This is a genomic window from Geobacillus genomosp. 3 (assembly GCF_000445995.2).
GTDB lineage: Bacteria > Bacillota > Bacilli > Bacillales > Anoxybacillaceae > Geobacillus.
In genome coordinates this window covers 1,893,275-1,912,467 of record NC_022080.4, presented here as the reverse complement: position 1 = coordinate 1,912,467, position 19,193 = coordinate 1,893,275, and the positions used below count along the sequence as shown (strand labels likewise).

At 51.8% G+C, this 19,193-nt stretch carries 16 protein-coding genes; all 16 read left to right on the top strand.

The genetic code is table 11. From position 1 onward, the window contains the following. Positions 1-14 precede the first annotated feature (14 nt). Entirely contained in the window at positions 15-1,079 is a 1,065-nt protein-coding gene (locus tag M493_RS09415) for a TRAP transporter substrate-binding protein (protein WP_041267761.1), read from the top strand. A 124-nt stretch (positions 1,080-1,203) separates the two neighbouring features. Next, positions 1,204-2,469 carry a lactate racemase domain-containing protein gene (locus M493_RS09410; RefSeq protein ID WP_020960093.1) on the top strand — a complete coding sequence of 422 codons (1,266 nt, stop codon included), beginning with the start codon at positions 1,204-1,206 and terminating at the stop codon, positions 2,467-2,469. 12 nt (positions 2,470-2,481) lie between these two features. After that, positions 2,482-4,683, top strand: coding sequence for a dihydroxy-acid dehydratase (locus M493_RS09405; RefSeq protein ID WP_020960092.1), 2,202 nt, complete (start codon positions 2,482-2,484; stop codon positions 4,681-4,683). 110 nt (positions 4,684-4,793) lie between these two features. Further along, complete coding sequence (locus tag M493_RS09400) at positions 4,794-5,570, top strand: IclR family transcriptional regulator (RefSeq protein ID WP_020960091.1); 777 nt, start codon at positions 4,794-4,796, stop codon at positions 5,568-5,570. 70 nt (positions 5,571-5,640) lie between these two features. Further along, the gene (locus M493_RS09395) at positions 5,641-6,540 is read left to right on the top strand and encodes a fumarylacetoacetate hydrolase family protein (protein ID WP_020960090.1); all 900 of its coding nucleotides are present in this window, start codon (positions 5,641-5,643) and stop codon (positions 6,538-6,540) included. 23 nt (positions 6,541-6,563) lie between these two features. Then, positions 6,564-8,030, top strand: a complete 1,467-nt coding sequence (gene gucD, locus M493_RS09390; protein WP_020960089.1) for an alpha-ketoglutaric semialdehyde dehydrogenase GucD — start codon at positions 6,564-6,566, stop codon at positions 8,028-8,030. A gap of 234 nt (positions 8,031-8,264) precedes the next feature. Beyond that, positions 8,265-9,179: a dihydrodipicolinate synthase family protein gene (locus M493_RS09385; protein WP_020960088.1), complete on the top strand. Its 915-nt coding sequence runs from the start codon at positions 8,265-8,267 to the stop codon at positions 9,177-9,179. 51 nt (positions 9,180-9,230) lie between these two features. Further along, positions 9,231-10,190 carry a U32 family peptidase gene (locus M493_RS09380; RefSeq protein WP_020960087.1) on the top strand — a complete coding sequence of 320 codons (960 nt, stop codon included), beginning with the start codon at positions 9,231-9,233 and terminating at the stop codon, positions 10,188-10,190. A 27-nt stretch (positions 10,191-10,217) separates the two neighbouring features. Further along, a complete protein-coding gene (locus M493_RS09375) occupies positions 10,218-10,538 on the top strand; it encodes a UxaA family hydrolase (protein WP_020960086.1) in 321 nt (106 codons plus the stop codon). Then, complete coding sequence (locus M493_RS09370; RefSeq protein WP_020960085.1) at positions 10,510-11,676, top strand: UxaA family hydrolase; 1,167 nt, start codon at positions 10,510-10,512, stop codon at positions 11,674-11,676. The genes M493_RS09375 and M493_RS09370 overlap by 29 nt, the downstream gene beginning before the upstream one ends. 50 nt (positions 11,677-11,726) lie before the next feature. Next, positions 11,727-12,683: a sugar kinase gene (locus M493_RS09365; protein ID WP_020960084.1), complete on the top strand. Its 957-nt coding sequence runs from the start codon at positions 11,727-11,729 to the stop codon at positions 12,681-12,683. A gap of 11 nt (positions 12,684-12,694) precedes the next feature. Further along, positions 12,695-13,351 carry a bifunctional 4-hydroxy-2-oxoglutarate aldolase/2-dehydro-3-deoxy-phosphogluconate aldolase gene (locus M493_RS09360; RefSeq protein ID WP_020960083.1) on the top strand — a complete coding sequence of 219 codons (657 nt, stop codon included), beginning with the start codon at positions 12,695-12,697 and terminating at the stop codon, positions 13,349-13,351. A gap of 4 nt (positions 13,352-13,355) precedes the next feature. Next, complete coding sequence (gene dgoD, locus M493_RS09355) at positions 13,356-14,504, top strand: galactonate dehydratase (protein WP_020960082.1); 1,149 nt, start codon at positions 13,356-13,358, stop codon at positions 14,502-14,504. 61 nt (positions 14,505-14,565) lie between these two features. Next, positions 14,566-15,567, top strand: a complete 1,002-nt coding sequence (locus M493_RS09350) for a C-terminal binding protein (protein ID WP_020960081.1) — start codon at positions 14,566-14,568, stop codon at positions 15,565-15,567. 481 nt (positions 15,568-16,048) lie between these two features. After that, positions 16,049-17,755 (top strand): sigma-54 interaction domain-containing protein, encoded by a 1,707-nt coding sequence (locus M493_RS09345; protein WP_020960079.1) that lies wholly within the window; start codon positions 16,049-16,051, stop codon positions 17,753-17,755. 192 nt (positions 17,756-17,947) lie between these two features. Then, positions 17,948-19,138 carry an iron-containing alcohol dehydrogenase gene (locus M493_RS09340; protein WP_020960078.1) on the top strand — a complete coding sequence of 397 codons (1,191 nt, stop codon included), beginning with the start codon at positions 17,948-17,950 and terminating at the stop codon, positions 19,136-19,138. Positions 19,139-19,193: the final 55 nt, after the last annotated feature.

Below are 19,193 nucleotides of genomic sequence, written 5' to 3'. Positions count from 1 at the left end.
GGGTTGCGAGGACTATGAAAAAAAGAAATGTGATTAGAAAGATCATGACCGGCTGTATAGCTATGGGCTTGCTTTTCTTGACCGCGTGCAGTTCAGGAACGACTCAAGGGGGGAATACCGCTAAGACTGAATCGAAAGGAGTTCAACCGCGAGTGATTAAAGCGGGAATTGGCCTGAACGAAGACCATCCACAAGGCCAAGGATTGCTCAAGTTCAAAGAGATTGTTGAGGAAAAAAGCGGCGGCAAAATGAAAGTTCAAACGTACTTCAGTGCTACTTTAGGTGACGACTTAAAGATGACAGAAGCGCTTCAGGCCGGAACACAAGAAGTTACAATCCCGTCGACTTCACCATTAGTCGGGATCGTTAAAGAATTTGGTATTTTCGATTTTCCGTTCCTCTTCAATACGCCTGAAGAGGCTGACGGTATTTTAGACGGGCCGATAGGCCAAAAATTGTTGGAGAAATTGCCGGAACACGGATTGATTGGGCTTGGCTATTGGGAAAATGGCTTTCGGCATGTAACAAACAGCAAACATGCCATCGAAACGGCTGATGATTTCAAAGGGTTGAAATTGCGAACGATGCAAAACGAAGTGCATATTGATGCGTTTAAAGCGCTCGGTGCCAATCCGACGCCAATGCCTTTCTCGGAAGTGTTCACGGCGTTGGAAAGCAACACAATTGATGGTCAGGAAAATCCACTGGCAACGATCAAATCAAATAAATTTTACGAAGTGCAAAAACATTTAAGTTTGACAAGGCACGTCTATACGCCGTTTGTGTTCCTCGTCAGCAAAAAGTTTTGGGATCAGTTATCGCCGGAAGAACAAAAGATTTTGCAGGACGCTGCGGTTGAAGCCGGAAAATATCAACGGCAACTGAGCCGTGAGGAGGATCAAAAGGCATTGGAAGAGTTGAAGAAAACAGGTGTAAAAATTAACGAAGTCAGCGATCAAGAGCGTCAAAAAATGGCAGAAATCATTAAGCCTGTAGTTGAAAAATACGCGAAAGAGTTCGGCGAAGATTTAGTGAACGAAATGTATGGTGAGCTAGACAAAATCCGCAATCCAAAATGATGTTGCGGGAAGAGGGCAATGGCTGGTTGTTCTCTTCCTTGCCCCTTGTTGCAAAGCGAGGGAGAAAGGGGACTGGCTTGTTGTGATGATCGGCCTGCCAAACTAGAAAATGAGGGAAGAAAAAATGAAGATTCTTGAGCAAATGCTTAAAGATGTGCCCATTCCTAAAATGGCAAAAGTTAGGCAAAACTTTTATGCCCCGGAAATTCGGGATGTTCCCAAGGCGGTGCATCAAAGCATTCGCCAAGCGAATGTTCTCCAACGCATTTCCCCTGGCGACCAAGTGGCGATCGCTGTCGGAAGCCGCGGCATTGCCGATATCCCGATCATTGTCCGAGAAGTGGCAAACGCGGTAAAGCAAGCAGGCGGCGTCCCGTTTATCGTACCGGCAATGGGAAGTCATGGAGGGGCGACGGCAGAAGGGCAGAAAGAAGTGCTTGCCCATTTAGGGGTGACAGAGGAATTTGTCGGGGTTCCGATCCGCTCAAACATGGATGTTGTGGAAATCGGGAAGTTGGACAATGGGCTGCCTGTTTATATAGACAAACTGGCCTACGAGGCGGATAAAATCGTTGTCGTTAACCGAGTAAAGCCCCATACGGCTTTTCGCGGACCGGTGGAGAGCGGATTAATGAAAATGATTACGATCGGCCTCGGCAAGCAAAAGGGGGCGGAGGCTGCCCACCAATATAGCTTTAAGTATATGGCGCGACATGTAATCGAGATGGCAAAAATCGCAATTCAGCGGGCGCCCATTGTGTTTGGCGTGGCTGTGCTGGAGAATGCGTATGACCGCCCAGCCAAAATCGTGGCGGTTCCGGCCGAGCAGTTTGAAACGGTGGAGCCTGAGCTGTTGATTGAGGCGAAGTCGCTTATGCCGAGGATTATGTTCACTCCGCTCGATGTGCTCGTTGTTGATGAAATCGGGAAGGATATTTCCGGTGACGGCATGGATCCGAACATTACCGGCAGGTATGCGACTCCTTATGCAAGCGGTGGTCCAGACATTGCGCGAATCGTCGTCCTAGGTTTGTCGGAAAAGACCGACGGCAACGCCAATGGCATTGGATTAGCCGATATCACAACTAAAAAAGTGAAAGACCAAATCATTTGGGAAAAAGGATTTGCAAATGCTTTGACGAGCACGGTCGTTTCGGTAGTTAAACTGCCGATGTTTTTCGAAACGGAAGAGCTGGCGGTAAAAGCAGCGATTAAAACATGCAACGCCTTTGATCTAAGCAAGGTGAGAATAGTGAGGATCAAAAACACGCTGGCGCTTCGGGAGATTTGGATTTCTGAAAGCCTTTTGGATGAAGCGCTCCAAATGGAAGAAATTGAAATTTTGTCAACACCGATGGAAATGGACTTTTCCATAACAATAGAACATTAAGGAGGATGTGTAATGCCAGCGGTTACTTACCCGCGCATTGAGAGCCGAGTCAATCCATACCGAGACAATGTTCAAGGAAAGGCCAACGAGCCGATATGTGTCGCCGGGCTGCTCGACCGTGCGAAACAAATTTTAGGCCCTGAACTAAAAGGGCTGCAACCAGACTGGACGCTGGAGGAAATTTATGATCGGCTGCATCATAATGCCCCTCGGATTGCGATTATTGGCGGGTCGCCTGACCACCCGGCCCACATTATGGATTTTCAGACGATCGCCCGGGCAGCGATTCGCATTTGGCAAAATGGCGGCGTGCCGTTTCAATTTTCGACACCGGTCATGTGCGATGGGACGGCGCAAAGCAACCAAGGCATGAGCTATTCGCTGCAAAGCCGCAACGCCGTGGCGCAAATGATTGTAAACCAGCTGGAAGCGCACAGCTACCACGGGGCGTTTGTCATTCAAGGGTGTGACAAGCAGCCGCTTGGCGTAGTCAGCGCGTTGGCCCATCTTGACCGCGTCCGCCGCGAGCGGGGAGAGCCGCCTTTCTTTGCGACATTTGCGCCGGCCCATGTATTAAAAGGCGGCACGATTCCGCCTAAGTTGTATGCCGAGCTCGAGGAAGCCGCCCGGCGGGCGGAACTCGCCGGGGAAGAAGACATTGCGTATGACTTGCGGGATGCGCTCGCCTATATTTTGCAATGCTCTTCCAACACAGCATTCCAAGGGGTGCTCGAACGGGCGAGAGGCAAAGGGCTCATCACGAAAGAGCAGCACGAAGACTATGAAAAACGGTTGGCGGTAGCGACATGCGACAGCCAAGGCGGGGTGTGCGCTTTTAACGGAACCGGCAACAGCTCCCGGCATTTGATCGCCGGATTGGGATTGATTCATCCTGCCTTGGAATTGCTCTCCGCCCCGCCGACGCAGGAACAAATAAATATGGCGTTGGACAGCCTCGCCCAGCTAATGAACGATTCGGTGTATGGAGTGGCCAATATTATGGCGGCCAACATCAAAAACGCGATTCGCATTCACAGCGCCACCGGCGGATCGACGAACATTATGATGCATATTGTGGCGGCTATGCTTTATGGGGGCTATCAGTTCGATCTGTGGGAGTATGATCGCATCCATCATGAAGTACCGGTGCCGGATTTATTTGACTACAGTTTAACGGAAGGAAGAGACATTTTCGCACTGGCTGTTCAGTGCTGCAGCGGGAAGATCCGGGGAATGGAAACAGTCTTTCACGAGTTGATGAACAATGGAGTGCCGATGGATGTGGATGCTCCGACGGTAACCGGAACGACATGGCGGGAAAGACTGTCCGTCAACCAAGCGCAGCTGTCGGCGCAAAACGTCGAGCACAACCCGGTCATCTTATCCAAACCGAGACGGCCGTTTAGCGGGGTCGACGTGTTGTCAGGCAACTTCTTTGAAAGTGCGGTAGTGAAAATCAGCGGCATGGCGACGAAACAAATTGATGAGTTTGACAAGAAAGTCGCCTTTGTCCTGTATTACGAGAACGAAGACGATGCCAACGAGGGGCTGCTTGATGTTCAGTTGTTGGAAAAAATCAAACAAAACCGCTGTTTTCACCATCAAAGCTTGCTCGCCGCCTTGAAACATAACGCGCCGCATTTGTTTGAACCATTGAAAGATCATGAATATGACGACCTGTTTGATGCGATGGCAAGGGAAGGGGCGCTGAAAATCGCGGTTGTGATCGCCGGCCAGGGGCCAGAGGCATTTGGCATGCCGGAAATGTTCACCCCGATGCAGCATATTAACGCGAACAGACAGCTAAAACGGATCGCGACGCTGATTAGCGACGGGCGCTATTCAGGCGTCACGTATGGGGCGGCCATCGGACATATGACGCCGGAAGCCATTCGCGGCGGAGGCATTTTGTATTTAAAAACGGGGGATCTTCTCTACATTGGCCTTCGTGAGCGGAAGATCGAATTGGTCAACGAATGGGCGTTCCGAAATGGAACTCTGCGGTTCGAGTTTGAATCGATCAAGCAGGAAAGAACGGAAATCGCCAACCAACGCGTAGCGGCGATGCGCAAGCGCCAACGACGGATTGCGGCGAGCAACCGATTGATTGGGCATACCGATGCCGCCCACGGGGTTGTTCCGCTTCCGATTGCTGAAGAGGCGGTATATGACTATAAAAAGGATGTTGTCCTTCCTATAGTCAAAAAATCATAATGGGAGGATTGAAGTGATTTATGTCTTTCACCCTCCTGTATTATAATAAGGTTAAGACGAATTTCTCAGTTGTCCAGCTCATAAGAATTCTAGCAAAGAGGGTGAAAGCATTGCCATTAATTCAGGCAGTTGATCGTGCTCTCCGTATTTTAGACTTATTTGATGAATACGAAACAGAGCTAAAAATCACTGATATCAGCGAGCGGATGCAGCTTCATAAAAGCACGGTGCATTCACTGTTGAAAACGCTGCAGCACCATCATTATATTGAGCAGAACCCAGAGAATGGGAAATATCGATTAGGAATGAAGCTGTTTGAGCGGGGAAACCTCGTCATTCGTCATCTTGATATCCGCTCTATTTCCAAAAAGCATTTAATTGATCTTTCCATTAAAACGGGGAGCACGGTTCATTTGGTGATTTTGGATGGAAAAGAAGGCATTTACATCGACAAAGTCGAAGGAACATCTGGGACGGTGCTGTACTCAAGAATCGGGAGAAGAGTTCCGATTCACAGCAGCGCAGTAGGAAAGGTGCTTGTCGCCTTCAAAAACAACCAGGAACTGAAAGAACTGTTGCGCGGCTACGTTTATAGGCGCCACACAGAAAACACGATCACGAACGAAGAGGAGTTTTTGAAAGAGCTCGAGAACGTAAGGAATAACGGCTATGCGCTCGACAAAGAAGAAAACGAACCAGGGATCACTTGTGTGGCTGTTCCGATTCGCGACCATTCCGGGAATGTGATTGCGGCGATCAGCATCTCTCAGCCTTCGGCGAAAATAACGGACACCGTGCTCGAGGAAGAAATCCAGCTGCTGCAAAATGCGGCTGAACAGATCTCAGAAGAAATGGGGTATATCCGCCCTAGCCGTTTATCTGTGTAATGAAGCGGCTTCTTTCTGACAAGATGATAAAACAGAGTTTTTTATTATCAAACAGTAAGGGGAGAGGGTTATGAGAATTATTCGCTACTTAGAAGATTCACAGGAAATAGTAGCCGCGGTTACCGATGATAATATCGTGTATCCGCTCCCGTTTCGCGATTTGATGGAGGCGGTTCGCGAAGCAAAACATCGCCAAATGTCGACCGTCAGCTATATTCAAACATTGATTAGCGGAAAACAAGGGATCCACAAAGAGATAGGGGAATTGAATTTGCTTGCGCCGATTGTCGCTCCTGAGGTGTGGGCGTCGGGCGTCACCTACGAGAAAAGCCGCGAGGCAAGAAACTATGAAACGGTCGAAAAGGCAGCGAGCCAGGAAACGTGCTATGACCGGGTGTACAACGCGGAAAGGCCGGAACTCTTTTTGAAATCGACCGCGGCGCGTACGATTGGCCCGAATGCCCCCGTGTATTTGCGCAGCGATTCCAACTGGCAAATTCCGGAGCCGGAACTTGGACTGGTGATCACCCGAGAAGGGGAAATTGTCGGGTATACGATTGGAAACGACATGAGCTGCCGGGATATCGAGGGGGAAAATCCGTTATACTTGCCGCAGGCAAAAATATGGAAGCATTCGTGTGCCATTGGGCCGGCGATCCGCCTGGCGGAGACAGTGGAAGACCCGTATAACCTGCAACTGACTTGCCGCATTTACCGCAACGGCCAACTTGTCGTTGAAGAAAGCGCCAATACAAGACAGTTGAAACGAACATACGATGAACTAGTATCTTTCTTGATTCGCGATAATGAAGCGTTTGACGGCACGGTATTGTTAACGGGAACGTGCATCGTTCCCCCGAATCAGTTCACCCTCCAAGAGGGGGATCGGATCGAAATCGAGATTCCTGAAATTGGCGTGCTGTCCAATCCAGTCCAATCGCTGATTCGCCAAACGATCATTCATCAATAATGGATAGAAGGAGTGGAGAGAACATGGCAGTCCAAACTGAAATCAAAACATATTTGAACTACATTAACGGCAGTTGGGTGAGTTCTGTAAGCAACCAAGTCGAACCGAGCCTCAACCCGGCGAATCGGCATGACATTGTCGGGTATGTCCAACGTTCGACACTGGAAGATGTAAATGCCGCTGTAGCCGCGGCAAAACAAGCGCAGGCATCGTGGCGGAAGCGTTCCGGGGTTGAGAGGGGAGAGTATTTGTATAAGGTTGCTCGCCTTTTGGAACAGCGCCTTGACGACATTGCCGAAACGATGACAAGAGAAATGGGGAAAACGCTTGCGGAAGCCAAAGGGGAAACGATGCGGGGCGTCCATATTTTGCGTTACTATGCCGGTGAAGGGGCGCGGAAAGTAGGTGATGTGATCCCATCGAGCGACAGTGAGGGGTTGATGTTTACGACCCGCGTTCCGCTTGGGGTTGTCGGGGTCATCTCGCCATGGAATTTCCCTGTCGCCATTCCCATCTGGAAAATGGCGCCGGCGCTTGTCTACGGGAATACAGTCGTGTTAAAACCGGCAAGCGAAACGGCGGTGACGGCGGCGAAGGTGATTGAGTGCTTCCACGAAGCCGGTTTCCCGAAAGGGGTCGTCAATATGGTGTGCGGTTCCGGATCGGTCATTGGCCAAGGGATTGCGAATCACCCCGATATTGACGGCGTGACGTTCACCGGCTCGAATGCCGTCGGAAAACAAGTCGGAAGAGCCGCGTTTGAGCGCGGGGCGAAATACCAGCTTGAGATGGGCGGAAAAAATCCGGTCATTGTGGCCAAAGACGCCAATTTGGATTTGGCGGTCGAAGGCACGATCAGCGGCGGGCTGCGTTCGACAGGGCAAAAATGCACCGCGACGAGCCGCGTCTTCATCGAGAAGGAAGTGTATGAGCCGTTTAAAGCGAAACTTCTGGAACGGGTCCAACAGCTGAAAATTGGCAATGGCCTGGATGCGGACACGTGGATGGGGCCGTGCGCCAGCGAGTCGCAATTGAATACGGTTCTTTCCTATATTGAGAAAGGGAAAGCGGAAGGGGCGAAGCTCCTTTACGGTGGAAAAAGATGCCTCGACGGCGAACTGGCCAACGGTTTTTACGTTGAACCGACGATTTTTGAAGAAGTCAACCTTCAAATGACGATTGCCCGCGAAGAGATCTTTGGCCCGGTATTGGCGTTGATTCCGGTCGACAGCATTGAGGAGGCGATTCAGCTTGCCAACGATACAGAATACGGGTTGAGCGCCTCGCTTTATACGAAAAATATCGGGAATGCGCTGCAGTTCATTCAAGACATCGAGGCCGGGCTCATTAAAGTCAACGCGGAGACGGCAGGAGTCGAGTTTCAAGCGCCGTTTGGCGGTATGAAGCAATCGAGCTCCCATTCGCGGGAACAAGGGCAGGCAGCGATTGAGTTTTTCACATCGATTAAAACGGTATTTGTGAAAGCCTAATCGTCGAACAACAGCAGTCGACAGTGGGAGGCGAACGTCCAGCCCGTTTCGGCAGGTGGTATATCGCACGTCCTTTAGCGGCAGGGTGTCCCGCCATTAGGTGGGCACCTTCCTCGCTATTTCCCAAATGAAAGAAGGGCAGTCTCGTTGGGAAGGCACAGAACGGTTCAACACAGGCGCCAGGTTCGTTTTGGGAATACCATATTCCTTCAGACGAGGAAAGGAGAAACGAAAATGCCATACAAACTGAAAGGTATTATTCCGCCGGTTGTCACGCTATTCAGCGAAGATGGCGATTTTGACTGGGAGGCTAATTATTTCCTTGCCGACTATCTTATTCGCTGTGGGGTTCACGGGCTGCTGTATATGGGAAGCACAGGAGAATTTTCCGCCCTGACAACAGAGGAGCGAAAAACTTTTGTGGAACGAATGACGAGGTACATAGATGGGCGTGTTCCGGTTTTCATTGGCACAGGATCGACATCGCTGAAAGAAACCATTTACCTATCAAAACATGCCGAATCGGTCGGGGCAAGCGGGGTGCTCGTTGTCAATCCGTTTTATTGGAAATATACAGAACGCCAACTTTACGACTACTATATGAGCGTAGCGAAAAGCATTGCCATTCCTTTGATCATATACAATATTCCGTTGTTGACCGGCCAGGAGCTGTCCCCTGAACTTGTGATGCAGCTTGCACTCGATCAAGAGAATATCGCGGGCGTTAAAGACACGACGGAAAAGTTGGGGCATATTCGCCAGTTGATCCGCATTACAGAGAAGCGAGAGGACTTTGCCGTGTTTGCCGCTTTTGATGATCTTCTCCTTCCGGCTTTGCAAATGGGAGCCGCCGGCGGCATTAACGGCACAGCTGTTTTTTGCCCCGAACGGTCGGTTCGTTTGTTTGAGAGCTTTAACGCTGGCCGGTATGACGAGGCGTTGAAAATCAATGAGTCGATTTTGCAGCTCATGCCGGTTTATGAACTTTCCCAGCCGCTGTTTCTCGCCATTAAAGAGGCGGTTCACCAGCTTGTTTTAGGCCGGCCTACCGCTTTGCGGCCGCCTGTAAACGAATGTAGCGATTTGAGAGAGCGCGTCCAGATGTTTCTGAATAAACATAATCTTTATGCAAACAAAGCAGGGAAATAGCATATGATCTTCGCCGGTGCAGCGAAATGAAAAGTGAAAGGATGAGGATCCATGTTGATGAAAGAAACGAGAGAATTTCTCGAATCACTCGGTTATCCAAGCGGCGACGGCTACGATCTTCCTACGTCGTCCAAACGCTTTCCCGATGGGGCGCAATACCGGGTGGAAATTCCAAGCGTCGAGGGCCCGCGGGCGCTCGAGGCCGTCCTTGAAGAGGCGGATCGCCTAGGGGTCATCGTTCACCGGGTGTCGCAGGGGAGCGGCATCATGCTGTTGACGGATGAAGAAATTAGTGACATGTGCGACATGTGCGCGAGCCGTGGAATTGAGCTCAGCCTTTTTGTCGGTCCAAGGGGAACATGGGATATTAGCGCGCTGCCATTCACGTCTTCCGGAAAAGCGGCCGGTCTGAGACATGAAGGGATGGACCAGCTCGTTTATGCCATTGAAGATTTAAAACGGGCGGCCCGCTTAGGAGTAAGGGGGGCACTGGTTGCGGATGAAGGGTTGCTATTGTTGACGAAGGAAATGAAAAAAAGCGGGCTGCTGCCGCAAGATTTTGTCGTCAAAGTATCGGTGCAAATGATGGCATCCAATCCGGTCTCGGTCAAACTGATGGAGCAGCTGGGAGCCGACACATATAACGTCCCGACTGCATTGACATTGCCGAAATTGGCGGCAATCCGCCAGGTCGTTGATATTCCTCTTGATATGTATGTCGAGGTGCCCGACGGGTTTGGTGGTTTTATCCGGCATTATGAAATTCCAGAGATCATCCGCATTTTATCGCCCGTTTATATTAAATTCGGTTTGCGCAACCATCCGGATGTTTATCCATCAGGAAAACATTTGGAATCGGTCAACATTGAACTGTGCCGGGAACGGGTGCGGCGGGCCGCACTTGGCATGCGGATCGTTGAACAGTATTATCCGGAAGCCATTACATCGAAACTAGGGGCTGAAGGATTGGGTGTTCCGGCAGTTGGGGCGTTGAAACAGAGCGAGGTGTGAATTCAGGGGAAGGAAAGGAGTGATACGATGCCCTCTTATCGTTTTGTCATCCTGAATGCGAAAGATAATGTGGCTACCGCGTTGGATGATATTCCGGCCGGCAGCGCCGTCAACATCACCCGCCACGACCGTGAGCATGAAATCACCGTCAAGCAAACGATTGAATTTGGGCATAAGTTTGCGATTGCGCCGATCAAACAAGGGGAAGACGTCTTGAAATACGGGGAAGTTATCGGGGTTGCCTCGACCGATATTGCCGAAGGGGAGCATGTGCACGTCCACAATGTCGAAGGAAAAAGGGGAAGGGGAGATAAGAAAAATGGAGACCGCTCAGTTTTGGGGATATAGACGCCCTGATGGACGGGTCGGGGTTCGAAATCATGTGCTCATTTTGCCCACCATTGTATGCGCCACCCAAGCAGCAAAGCAAGTGACAGAGCTTGTCCACGGCACGGTGTCTTTCATCCATCAGCACGGATGCGCCCAAGTCGGGGTGGATTATGAACAGACGTTTCGCACGTATGTCGGCATGGGAACGAACCCAAATGTATACGGCGTCGTGGTGATGGGGCTTGGCTGTGAAACCCATCAAGGGAGAAGCGTGGCCCAAGAAATTGCGAAAAGCGGCAAACCGGTTGATCTTGTATCCATTCAAGACCATGGCGGAACATTGGGCGCCATCGCCGAGGCGGCGAGAATCGCTGCCAAAATGGTGCAAGACGCTTCCGCTTTAGTGCGTGAGCCGTTTGATATCAGCGAGCTGATCGTAGGAACAGAGTGCGGAGGGTCGGATGCGTGTTCCGGGCTTTCAGCTAATCCGGCCGTTGGGTATGTCAGCGATATGGTTGTTGACCGCGGAGGGACCGTCATCCTGGCAGAAACGACCGAGCTGATCGGGGCGGAACACCTTTTGGCCAACCGGGCGGTCGATGACCGGGTGGCGAAAAGAGTATACGAGGCAATTGAGGCTATGGAGAAACGGGCCATGATGATGGGGGTCGATATTCGAACCGGGAATCCGAGCCCTGGGAACCGAAAAGGAGGATTGACGACACTGGAAGAAAAGTCGCTCGGCGCCGCGGCAAAAGCTGGAACACGACCGTTGCAAGAACTGATCAACTATGCCGCGCGGCCAACGAAAAAAGGACTCGTCTGGATGGACACTCCAGGACACGATATTGAACAACTGACTGGGATGGTCGCAGGCGGGGCGCAAGTCGTTTTGTTTACAAGCGGACGCGGCACGCCGACCGGTTCACCGATTGCGCCGGTGATCAAAATCGCGACGAACACGCCGATGTTTGAGCGAATGAGAGAAAATATGGATGTCAACGCCGGTACGATCATTGAGGGGAAAGAATCGCTCGAATCGGTGGGGCGGAGAATTTTCGACGAATTGCTTCTGACGGCCTCAGGGAAGCTGACTAAATCCGAAATCTTAAAACAGCATGATTTCGGCATTTGGAGAATTGGGCCGACCTTTTAAATTATGTTCCGGGCTGTTATGATGAAAGCGAATATGTGGAGGGACTCATCATGAAGACGCTTGATGTCGTCACGTTTGGGGAAACGATGGTTTTATTTACATCTGAAGCCATGACCCCAATTGAGTATAGCCACAATTTTTCTAAGCAAATTGGGGGAGCAGAATCGAATGTTGCCATCGGATTGCAAAGGCTCGGCCATTCTGTCGGGTGGTTCAGCAAACTTGGGAATGACCCGTTTGGAAGATACATCCACAAATTGATCAGGGGCGAAGGGGTCGACACGTCCCGATGCATTTATACGGATGAAGCTCCGACCGGGATTTTCTTTAAGGAAAACCGCTCGCCAACCAATATAAAAGTCTACTATTACCGCCAACACTCGGCGGCGAGTTTACTGTCCCCGGGTGATCTTGATGAGGAGTATATCGCTTGTGCCAAATTCCTTCATTTGACAGGGATTACCCCGGCCCTTAGTCCATCATGCCGGGAAGCGGTTTTTAAGGCGATCGATATTGCCAAACTGCATAAGGTGAAAGTCGTTTTTGACCCGAACATCCGGCTGAAACTTTGGACGGTGGAAGAGGCAAGGCCTGTGCTGCTTGAGATGGCCGCTGAGGCGGATGTCATTTTGCCGGGGCTTGACGAAGGAAAATGGCTGGCCGGACGGAACACGCCTGAAGAAATCGCCAGCTTCTTCGGAAATGAAAAGCTCGTCATTATCAAGCTAGGGGAGCAAGGGGCGTATTATCGGTTCGGAAACGAACACGGATATGTCAAAGGTTTTGCCGTACCGCAGGTGGTGGACCCGGTCGGGGCGGGCGACGGGTTCGCGGCCGGAGTGATCAGCGGACTGTTGCGGAATGAGTCGATTCCCGAGGCGGTGAGGCGTGGGAATGCCGTCGGAGCCATTGTCGTCGGAACGAACGGGGATGTGGAAGGGCTGCCGAACAAGGAAGAGTTGGAAGAATTTTTGCAAGGTGTTCGCCATGCGGATGTAAGGCGGTAGGGGGGAAAGAGATGGATAAGATTGATCATCTTAGCCGGTTGAAAAATTCAAAATTAGTGGCGGTGATTCGAAAGCCAAACAGGTCGCAAATTTTCCAAATCGCCGAGGCGCTTGTCGCCGGGGGAGTTGAGGTGCTTGAGGTGACGGTCGACACTCCCGGCGGTTTCGAAATGATTGCCGAACTGAAGGAAACGTTCGGCGCGAAAGCGATTGTCGGGGCCGGGACTGTATTGGATGCCGAAACGGCTAAGCGGGCGATTGAGGCTGGTGCGGATTTTATTTTTTCTCCTATTTTTGATGAGGAGACGATCTCGGTGACAAACCGGTACGGGAAAATTTCCATCCCAGGCGTGATGACGCCGACGGAAATCGTCAAAGCTTATCAAATGGGGGCTGATCTGTTAAAAGTATTTCCGGCTGGCTCCTTAGGACCTCAATACTTTAAAGAGCTGAGAGGGCCGTTAGGTCATATTCCGCTCATGCCAACCGGCGGCGTTACGTTGGAAAATGCGGGGGCGTTTATCCGAAACGGTGCCACGGCTGTAGGGGTCGGCAGTGCTCTATTAGATAAACGGGCCATTGAGGAGGGGCGGTTTGATCTTCTCAGGGAAACAGCGAAGAAATTTGTAGAGACGGTGAGAAACGCAGCGGAAAGAGAGGGGAAATAAGAGAATGAAAATTACGAGGCTCGAGACGTTTCTTGTCCCGCCGCGCTGGCTGTTTTTAAAAATCAGTACAGATGAAGGAATTGCCGGATGGGGTGAACCGATTGTCGAGGGAAGGGCGAACACTGTGCGCGCGGCGGTGGAAGAGCTGAGCGACTATTTAATTGGAAAGGATCCGCTGGCGATTGAAGAACATTGGACCGTTCTTTATCGGGGAGGGTTTTACCGCGGGGGGCCTATTTTGATGAGCGCTATTTCCGGAATTGATCAGGCGCTTTGGGATATTAAAGGAAAATACTTCAATGTGCCCATTCATCAACTGCTTGGCGGTCCGGTTCGCGATCGTATTCGGGTTTACAGTTGGATCGGCGGCGACCGACCAAGCGACGTTGCCGAAGCGGCTAAAAAAGCAAAAGAAGCGGGGTTTACAGCAGTAAAAATGAATGCTACAGAGGAGCTGCAATACATCGATTCGTACAAAAAGATTGAGGAAGCAGTCGAACGAGTGGCTGCCGTGCGCCAAGTGGCCGGCAAGGAGTTCGGAATCGGCATCGATTTCCACGGCCGTGTTCACAAGCCGATGGCAAAAATGTTGGCCAAAGAGCTTGAACCATACCACCCGATGTTTATCGAAGAACCGGTACTGCCGGAACATAATGAAGCGTTGAGGGAAATCGCTAGGCACTCAAATATCCCGATCGCGACTGGAGAACGAATGTTTTCGCGATGGGATTTCAAAACCGTTTTATCGGAAGGGTATGTCGATATTATTCAGCCGGACCTTTCCCACGCCGGCGGGATTACGGAAGTAAGGAAAATTGCAACAATGGCTGAGGCGTATGATGTCGCATTGGCGCCGCATTGCCCGTTAGGTCCGATTGCGTTGGCCGCTTCTTTGCAAGTAGATGCGGTGTCGTATAACGCTTTTATCCAGGAACAAAGCCTTGGCATCCACTACAATCAAGGGAACGATCTCCTCGATTATTTAGTCGATCCCTCTGTATTTGAGTATCAAAACGGGTATGTCAAAATTCCGCAAGGGCCCGGACTAGGGATTGAGATTAATGAAGAGTATGTGAGAGAAATGGAAGCTATAGGGCACAACTGGAAAAATCCTATTTGGCGTCATGCCGATGGTTCGGTGGCCGAATGGTAGGAACAGCGCAATGGCAAGCAGATGACTTTTACAATTTTTAAAAGAGCGGGGGAGGAACGATATGGAAAAATTCAAAGTTGTGGTGACAGACTATGAATTTCAAACATTAGCGCCCGAGCAAGAGGTGCTTTCCCCTCTTAACGTGGAGTTTGTCGCCGCCCAGTGCCGCACCGAGGAAGAAGTCATTGCCGTCTGCAAGGATGCCGATGCCATCATTAACCAATATGCGCCAATATCGGCAAACGTGATCGCTCAGCTGGAGAAATGCAAAGTCATTTCCCGGTATGGGGTCGGCGTCAATACCGTTGACGTGGATGCCGCCACCGAAAAGGGGATTATTGTAGCCAATGTAACAGACTATTCGGTGGACGAGGTGTCGGATCATGCGTTGGCGCTCTTGCTTTCGTTAGCCCGCAAAATTGTAAAGTTAAACCACGAAGTGAAAAACGGGGTATGGGATTTTAATATGGGCAAGCCGGTTTACCGGCTGCGAGGGAAAACGCTTGGCCTTGTAGGGTTGGGAAGAATTCCGCAGGCGTTGGCGAAAAAAGCCCAATCTTTCGGCTTGCATGTCATTGCCTATGACCCGTACGTTCCGGCGGAAGTGGCAAACGAGCTGAACGTTCAGCTTGTTGGGCTAAACGACTTGTTCCGGCAATCAGACTATATTTCCGTCCATGCGCCGTTAACGAAAGAGACAAAAGGAATGATCAGCGATGAACAGTTCAACCTGGCGAAAAAGGAATTGATCATCGTCAATACGGCCCGCGGTCCGGTCATCGATGAACCGGCTCTCATCCGGGCTCTGCAAGACGGAAAAATTGCCGGCGCCGGGCTTGATGTGACCGAATGCGAGCCGATTCAGCCGGATAATCCTCTGCTTCAGATGGAAAACGTTGTGATTACTCCGCACGTCGCTTGGTATTCCGAAGAATCCGAACGGGAGTTGAAACGGAAAACCGCCCAAAACGTCGCCGATGTACTGTCAGGGCATTATCCGAACTATTTTGTCAACCCTCGTGTAAAAGAAAAAGTCCAGTTGAAAGAAAAGCAATTGGTATAAGGACATCATTCCCTAGGACAGTCGATCTGAAAACCGATACTTCGATTCAAGGGCGTGCTGAATGAGGGAGGTTGGAACCGCGGCCGAACAGCCGAAAACAACGACCGCTGAACTTTGCACGGTCTTGTTGCGGCAAGAACCTGTTTCCCGGCGTTATGAGCTGAGCGTCGCCAGCGGCCTTGATTGCACAAGGTTGTCCGAAGCGGGACGGAGAAGACGCAGAGACGGTGGATGCCACTTGAAAAAATTGGAGTAAGAGAAGGGTGTCTCAGAAGCAGAGGGACACCCTTTTCTTCTTTAATTATTGTGTATTTTGTGATGCAAGGGGAAATCACCATGTTATGGAAAATACCCCCTTTAGATCAGTTCATTTTTGATACGACCGTTTTTTCCTACATGATTTTCAAGAAAAAGAAAAGAAGGATTTTGGGTGCAAACGGCGAACGGTACGTGAAGAGAGAATAGCGGAAGGGGAATGGCGATGACGGTCGGTCAAGGTACAACGATAGTACTTTACTGCCATCAAACATTGCGGGAGGCGATGGAACTGTTCGTGGCGCATACGATGGACGCTGTTGATATCATCGACGAGCACAGCCGAACGATCGGGCGGTGCACACAGCGGATGTTGCTATGGGCAGCAGCGCGCGAGATGGACCGCACGACGCCGATCGGGGATGTATTGGCAGCGTTTTCGTCGGAAGCAGGACGTGAAGACAGCGGCGAAGAGATACTGAACATAGAAGTCGACTCCGCCGCGGCTGCCGAGTTGGAACGATTGCGGCATGAACTGGAGGAAACGCATCGTCTGGCGGAAACGATGAAAACAGTGTTGGATGCGGCGTACGAAGGCGTAGTCGTTGTCGACGGGAACGGTGTGATCCGCGAAATCAACCGGGCGTATTGCCAGTTTCTCGGCATTCGCCGGGAGGAAGCGGTCGGGAAGCACGTGACGGACGTAATCGAAAACACCCGTTTGCACATTTGCGTTCAATCCGGCATTCCTGAACGCGGATACATTCAAAAGATTTACGGTCAGCCGATGGTCGTGCACCGCATTCCGATTTGGCGCGACGGCAAGGTGATCGGAGCGGTTGGAATGCTCATTTTCCAAGGGGTATCCGAAGTGTACGAAATTTTTCGGCGCCTGCAAGAACTGTCGCGCACAGCGAACCGAAAAGAGACAAACGAAGTGGAAGAACTAAAACGCAAGGCTGTCGCGCCGGCGGCCGTCGGAGTCGAGCGCATCATCGGCCGCCATCCCGCCATTGCCAACGTAAAACAGATGATCCGCCGAGCGGCGCGCGTGCCGTCGACGGTGCTGATCACCGGTGAAAGCGGGACAGGGAAAGAAGTGGTGGCGCGGGCGATCCATGAGGCAGGCCCGCATGCGGACGGGCCGTTTGTCAGTGTGAATTGCGCTGCCATTCCGGAGTCGTTGTTGGAGGCCGAGCTGTTCGGCTATGAGGACGGGGCGTTTACCGGCGCGAAAAAAGGGGGCAAGCCCGGCAAGTTCCAGCTCGCTCATCAGGGGACGCTGTTTTTGGATGAAATCGGCGATATGCCGCTTGCCATGCAAGCGAAAATTTTGCGCGCTCTTGAAGAAAAGAAGGTGGAGAAAGTCGGCGGAGTGTCGGAAACAGAAGTCGATGTGCGCATCATCGCCGCAACGAACAAACCGCTTGAAGACATGGTGCGGGACGGAACGTTCCGGGAAGATTTGTTTTACCGCCTGAACATCATTCGCATTCATCTCCCGCCGTTGCGTGAACGGAAAACGGATATTCCGGCGCTGTTAGCTTACCATATGGAGCGGATGTGCCGGCAGTTTGGCGTCGCGCCGAAGTCGTTTGCAAAAGAGGCGATGGAGGTGTTGGTCGGCTACTCATGGCCGGGAAACATCCGCGAGCTCGTCAACGTTGTCGAGTGGCTCATCAGCATGGTCGAAGGGGAGAACGTGGAACACGGCCACTTGCCGCCTTATTTGTCAACCATTCGGACAGCGGCTGCTTCTTTGCCGGGCGGTGTGAACATCGCTGATCAATGGAAGGAAATGGTCTATCAATCGGAGCGGGAGCGCATCGCGGCGGCGCTCGTCGCCGCGGGCGGCAACAAGGCAGAAGCGGCGAGAAGGCTCGGCATTCATCGGTCGACGTTATACGAGAAGCTGAAAAAATACGGATTGTAGACAACGGTGGCCAAGCCGTTGTTTTTTGTCGCGCTGTCGGGTAAGTGTCTGGTATTGTCGTGGAAGTGTCTGATGAGTGTCGGTGAATGCGCGTTGGGTTTGACACTACCTCCTTATGATGCCGCCCTTTGGGCGTTGGCACGGGATTTGCTTTAAAGAGTATGAAACCGCTGCCAAAAAGGGGGAGAAAAGGTGTACGAGTTGCTCATGCCAAGCCGGGTGGTGTATGGACGCGGAACGTTGAGGGAAGTGGGTCAACAGGCGAAGGCGTTTGGGACAAAAGCGCTCATCGTCAGCGACCCGGTGATGGAGAACATTGGTGTGGTTGCCCGCTGCGAGCAATATTTGCAAGAAGCAGGGCTGCCGTTTGCGAAGTATACGGGAGTCGACAGCGAGCCGACGGATGTGCATGTAAAGGAAGCGCTAGATGTCTGCCAAAGCGAGCGGTGCGATGTTGTCGTTGCCATCGGCGGCGGCAGCAGCATTGACGCCGCCAAGGCGGTCGCCGTCATGATGACAAATGAAGGGGAGATCAGCGACTATGTCGGCAATCAAAAGCGGTTTGCCGAAAAACCGCTGCCGCTCATCGCCATTCCGACAACGGCTGGAACGGGTTCGGAAGTGACGAAAGTAACGGTCATTATCAATACGAAGACGGACGTCAAAATGATGATTTCCCAGCCGGCGCTGCTTCCGGCCGCGGCAATTGTCGATCCGTTGCTCACGGTTTCGTGCCCGCCATCCGTTACAGCAGCAACCGGCGTTGATGCCCTCTGCCACGCGATCGAGGCGTACATTTCCCGGCGCGCCCATCCGGTGACCGATGTGTTGGCGCTATCTGCCATCGAAGCGATCGTCGATTACTTGCGCCGGGCGTACGAAAACGGGGAAGACATTGAGGCGCGGGAAAAAATGGCGATCGCCGCCATGAAAGCCGGCATGGCGTTTTCCAACGCCTCGGTGACGCTTGTGCACGGCATGTCGCGGCCGATCGGGGCGCTGTTCCACGTGCCGCACGGCGTCTCGAACGCGATGTTGCTGCCGGGGGTGCTTGAGTTTACGAAAGACAGCGCCATCGAGCGGTTGGCGGTGATCGCCCGCATCATCAAGCCGCCGCTTAAGGACGTTTCCGACGCGGAGGCCGCCGACGCACTTGTAGAGGAAGTGAAACAGCTTTGCCGCGATTTGCGCATTCCGAATATGAAAACGTGGGGTATTGACAAAACGGCGTTTGACAAAGCGGTTGATAAAATGGCTGCCGACGCGCTCGCGAGCGGCAGCCCGGGCAACAATCCGAAAGTGCCGACCCATGAGGAAATCGTCGCCTTGTACCATTATTGTTACGACTATCAGTACGACACGAATCCCATTAGTCATGGATAAGGCAACGTCAAAGCCGTTGGCGGGCGGTTGCATCGACCCGCCCGTCGGCGTGTCC

Coding starts and splice junctions, on each gene's coding strand:
- M493_RS09415 (WP_041267761.1), top strand. CDS start 15: ATGAAAAAAAGAAATGTGATTAGAAAGATCATGACCGGCTGTATAGCT.
- M493_RS09410 (WP_020960093.1), top strand. CDS start 1,204: ATGAAGATTCTTGAGCAAATGCTTAAAGATGTGCCCATTCCTAAAATG.
- M493_RS09405 (WP_020960092.1), top strand. CDS start 2,482: ATGCCAGCGGTTACTTACCCGCGCATTGAGAGCCGAGTCAATCCATAC.
- M493_RS09395 (WP_020960090.1), top strand. CDS start 5,641: ATGAGAATTATTCGCTACTTAGAAGATTCACAGGAAATAGTAGCCGCG.
- gucD (WP_020960089.1), top strand. CDS start 6,564: ATGGCAGTCCAAACTGAAATCAAAACATATTTGAACTACATTAACGGC.
- M493_RS09385 (WP_020960088.1), top strand. CDS start 8,265: ATGCCATACAAACTGAAAGGTATTATTCCGCCGGTTGTCACGCTATTC.
- M493_RS09380 (WP_020960087.1), top strand. CDS start 9,231: ATGTTGATGAAAGAAACGAGAGAATTTCTCGAATCACTCGGTTATCCA.
- M493_RS09375 (WP_020960086.1), top strand. CDS start 10,218: ATGCCCTCTTATCGTTTTGTCATCCTGAATGCGAAAGATAATGTGGCT.
- M493_RS09370 (WP_020960085.1), top strand. CDS start 10,510: ATGGAGACCGCTCAGTTTTGGGGATATAGACGCCCTGATGGACGGGTC.
- M493_RS09365 (WP_020960084.1), top strand. CDS start 11,727: ATGAAGACGCTTGATGTCGTCACGTTTGGGGAAACGATGGTTTTATTT.
- M493_RS09360 (WP_020960083.1), top strand. CDS start 12,695: ATGGATAAGATTGATCATCTTAGCCGGTTGAAAAATTCAAAATTAGTG.
- dgoD (WP_020960082.1), top strand. CDS start 13,356: ATGAAAATTACGAGGCTCGAGACGTTTCTTGTCCCGCCGCGCTGGCTG.
- M493_RS09350 (WP_020960081.1), top strand. CDS start 14,566: ATGGAAAAATTCAAAGTTGTGGTGACAGACTATGAATTTCAAACATTA.
- M493_RS09345 (WP_020960079.1), top strand. CDS start 16,049: ATGACGGTCGGTCAAGGTACAACGATAGTACTTTACTGCCATCAAACA.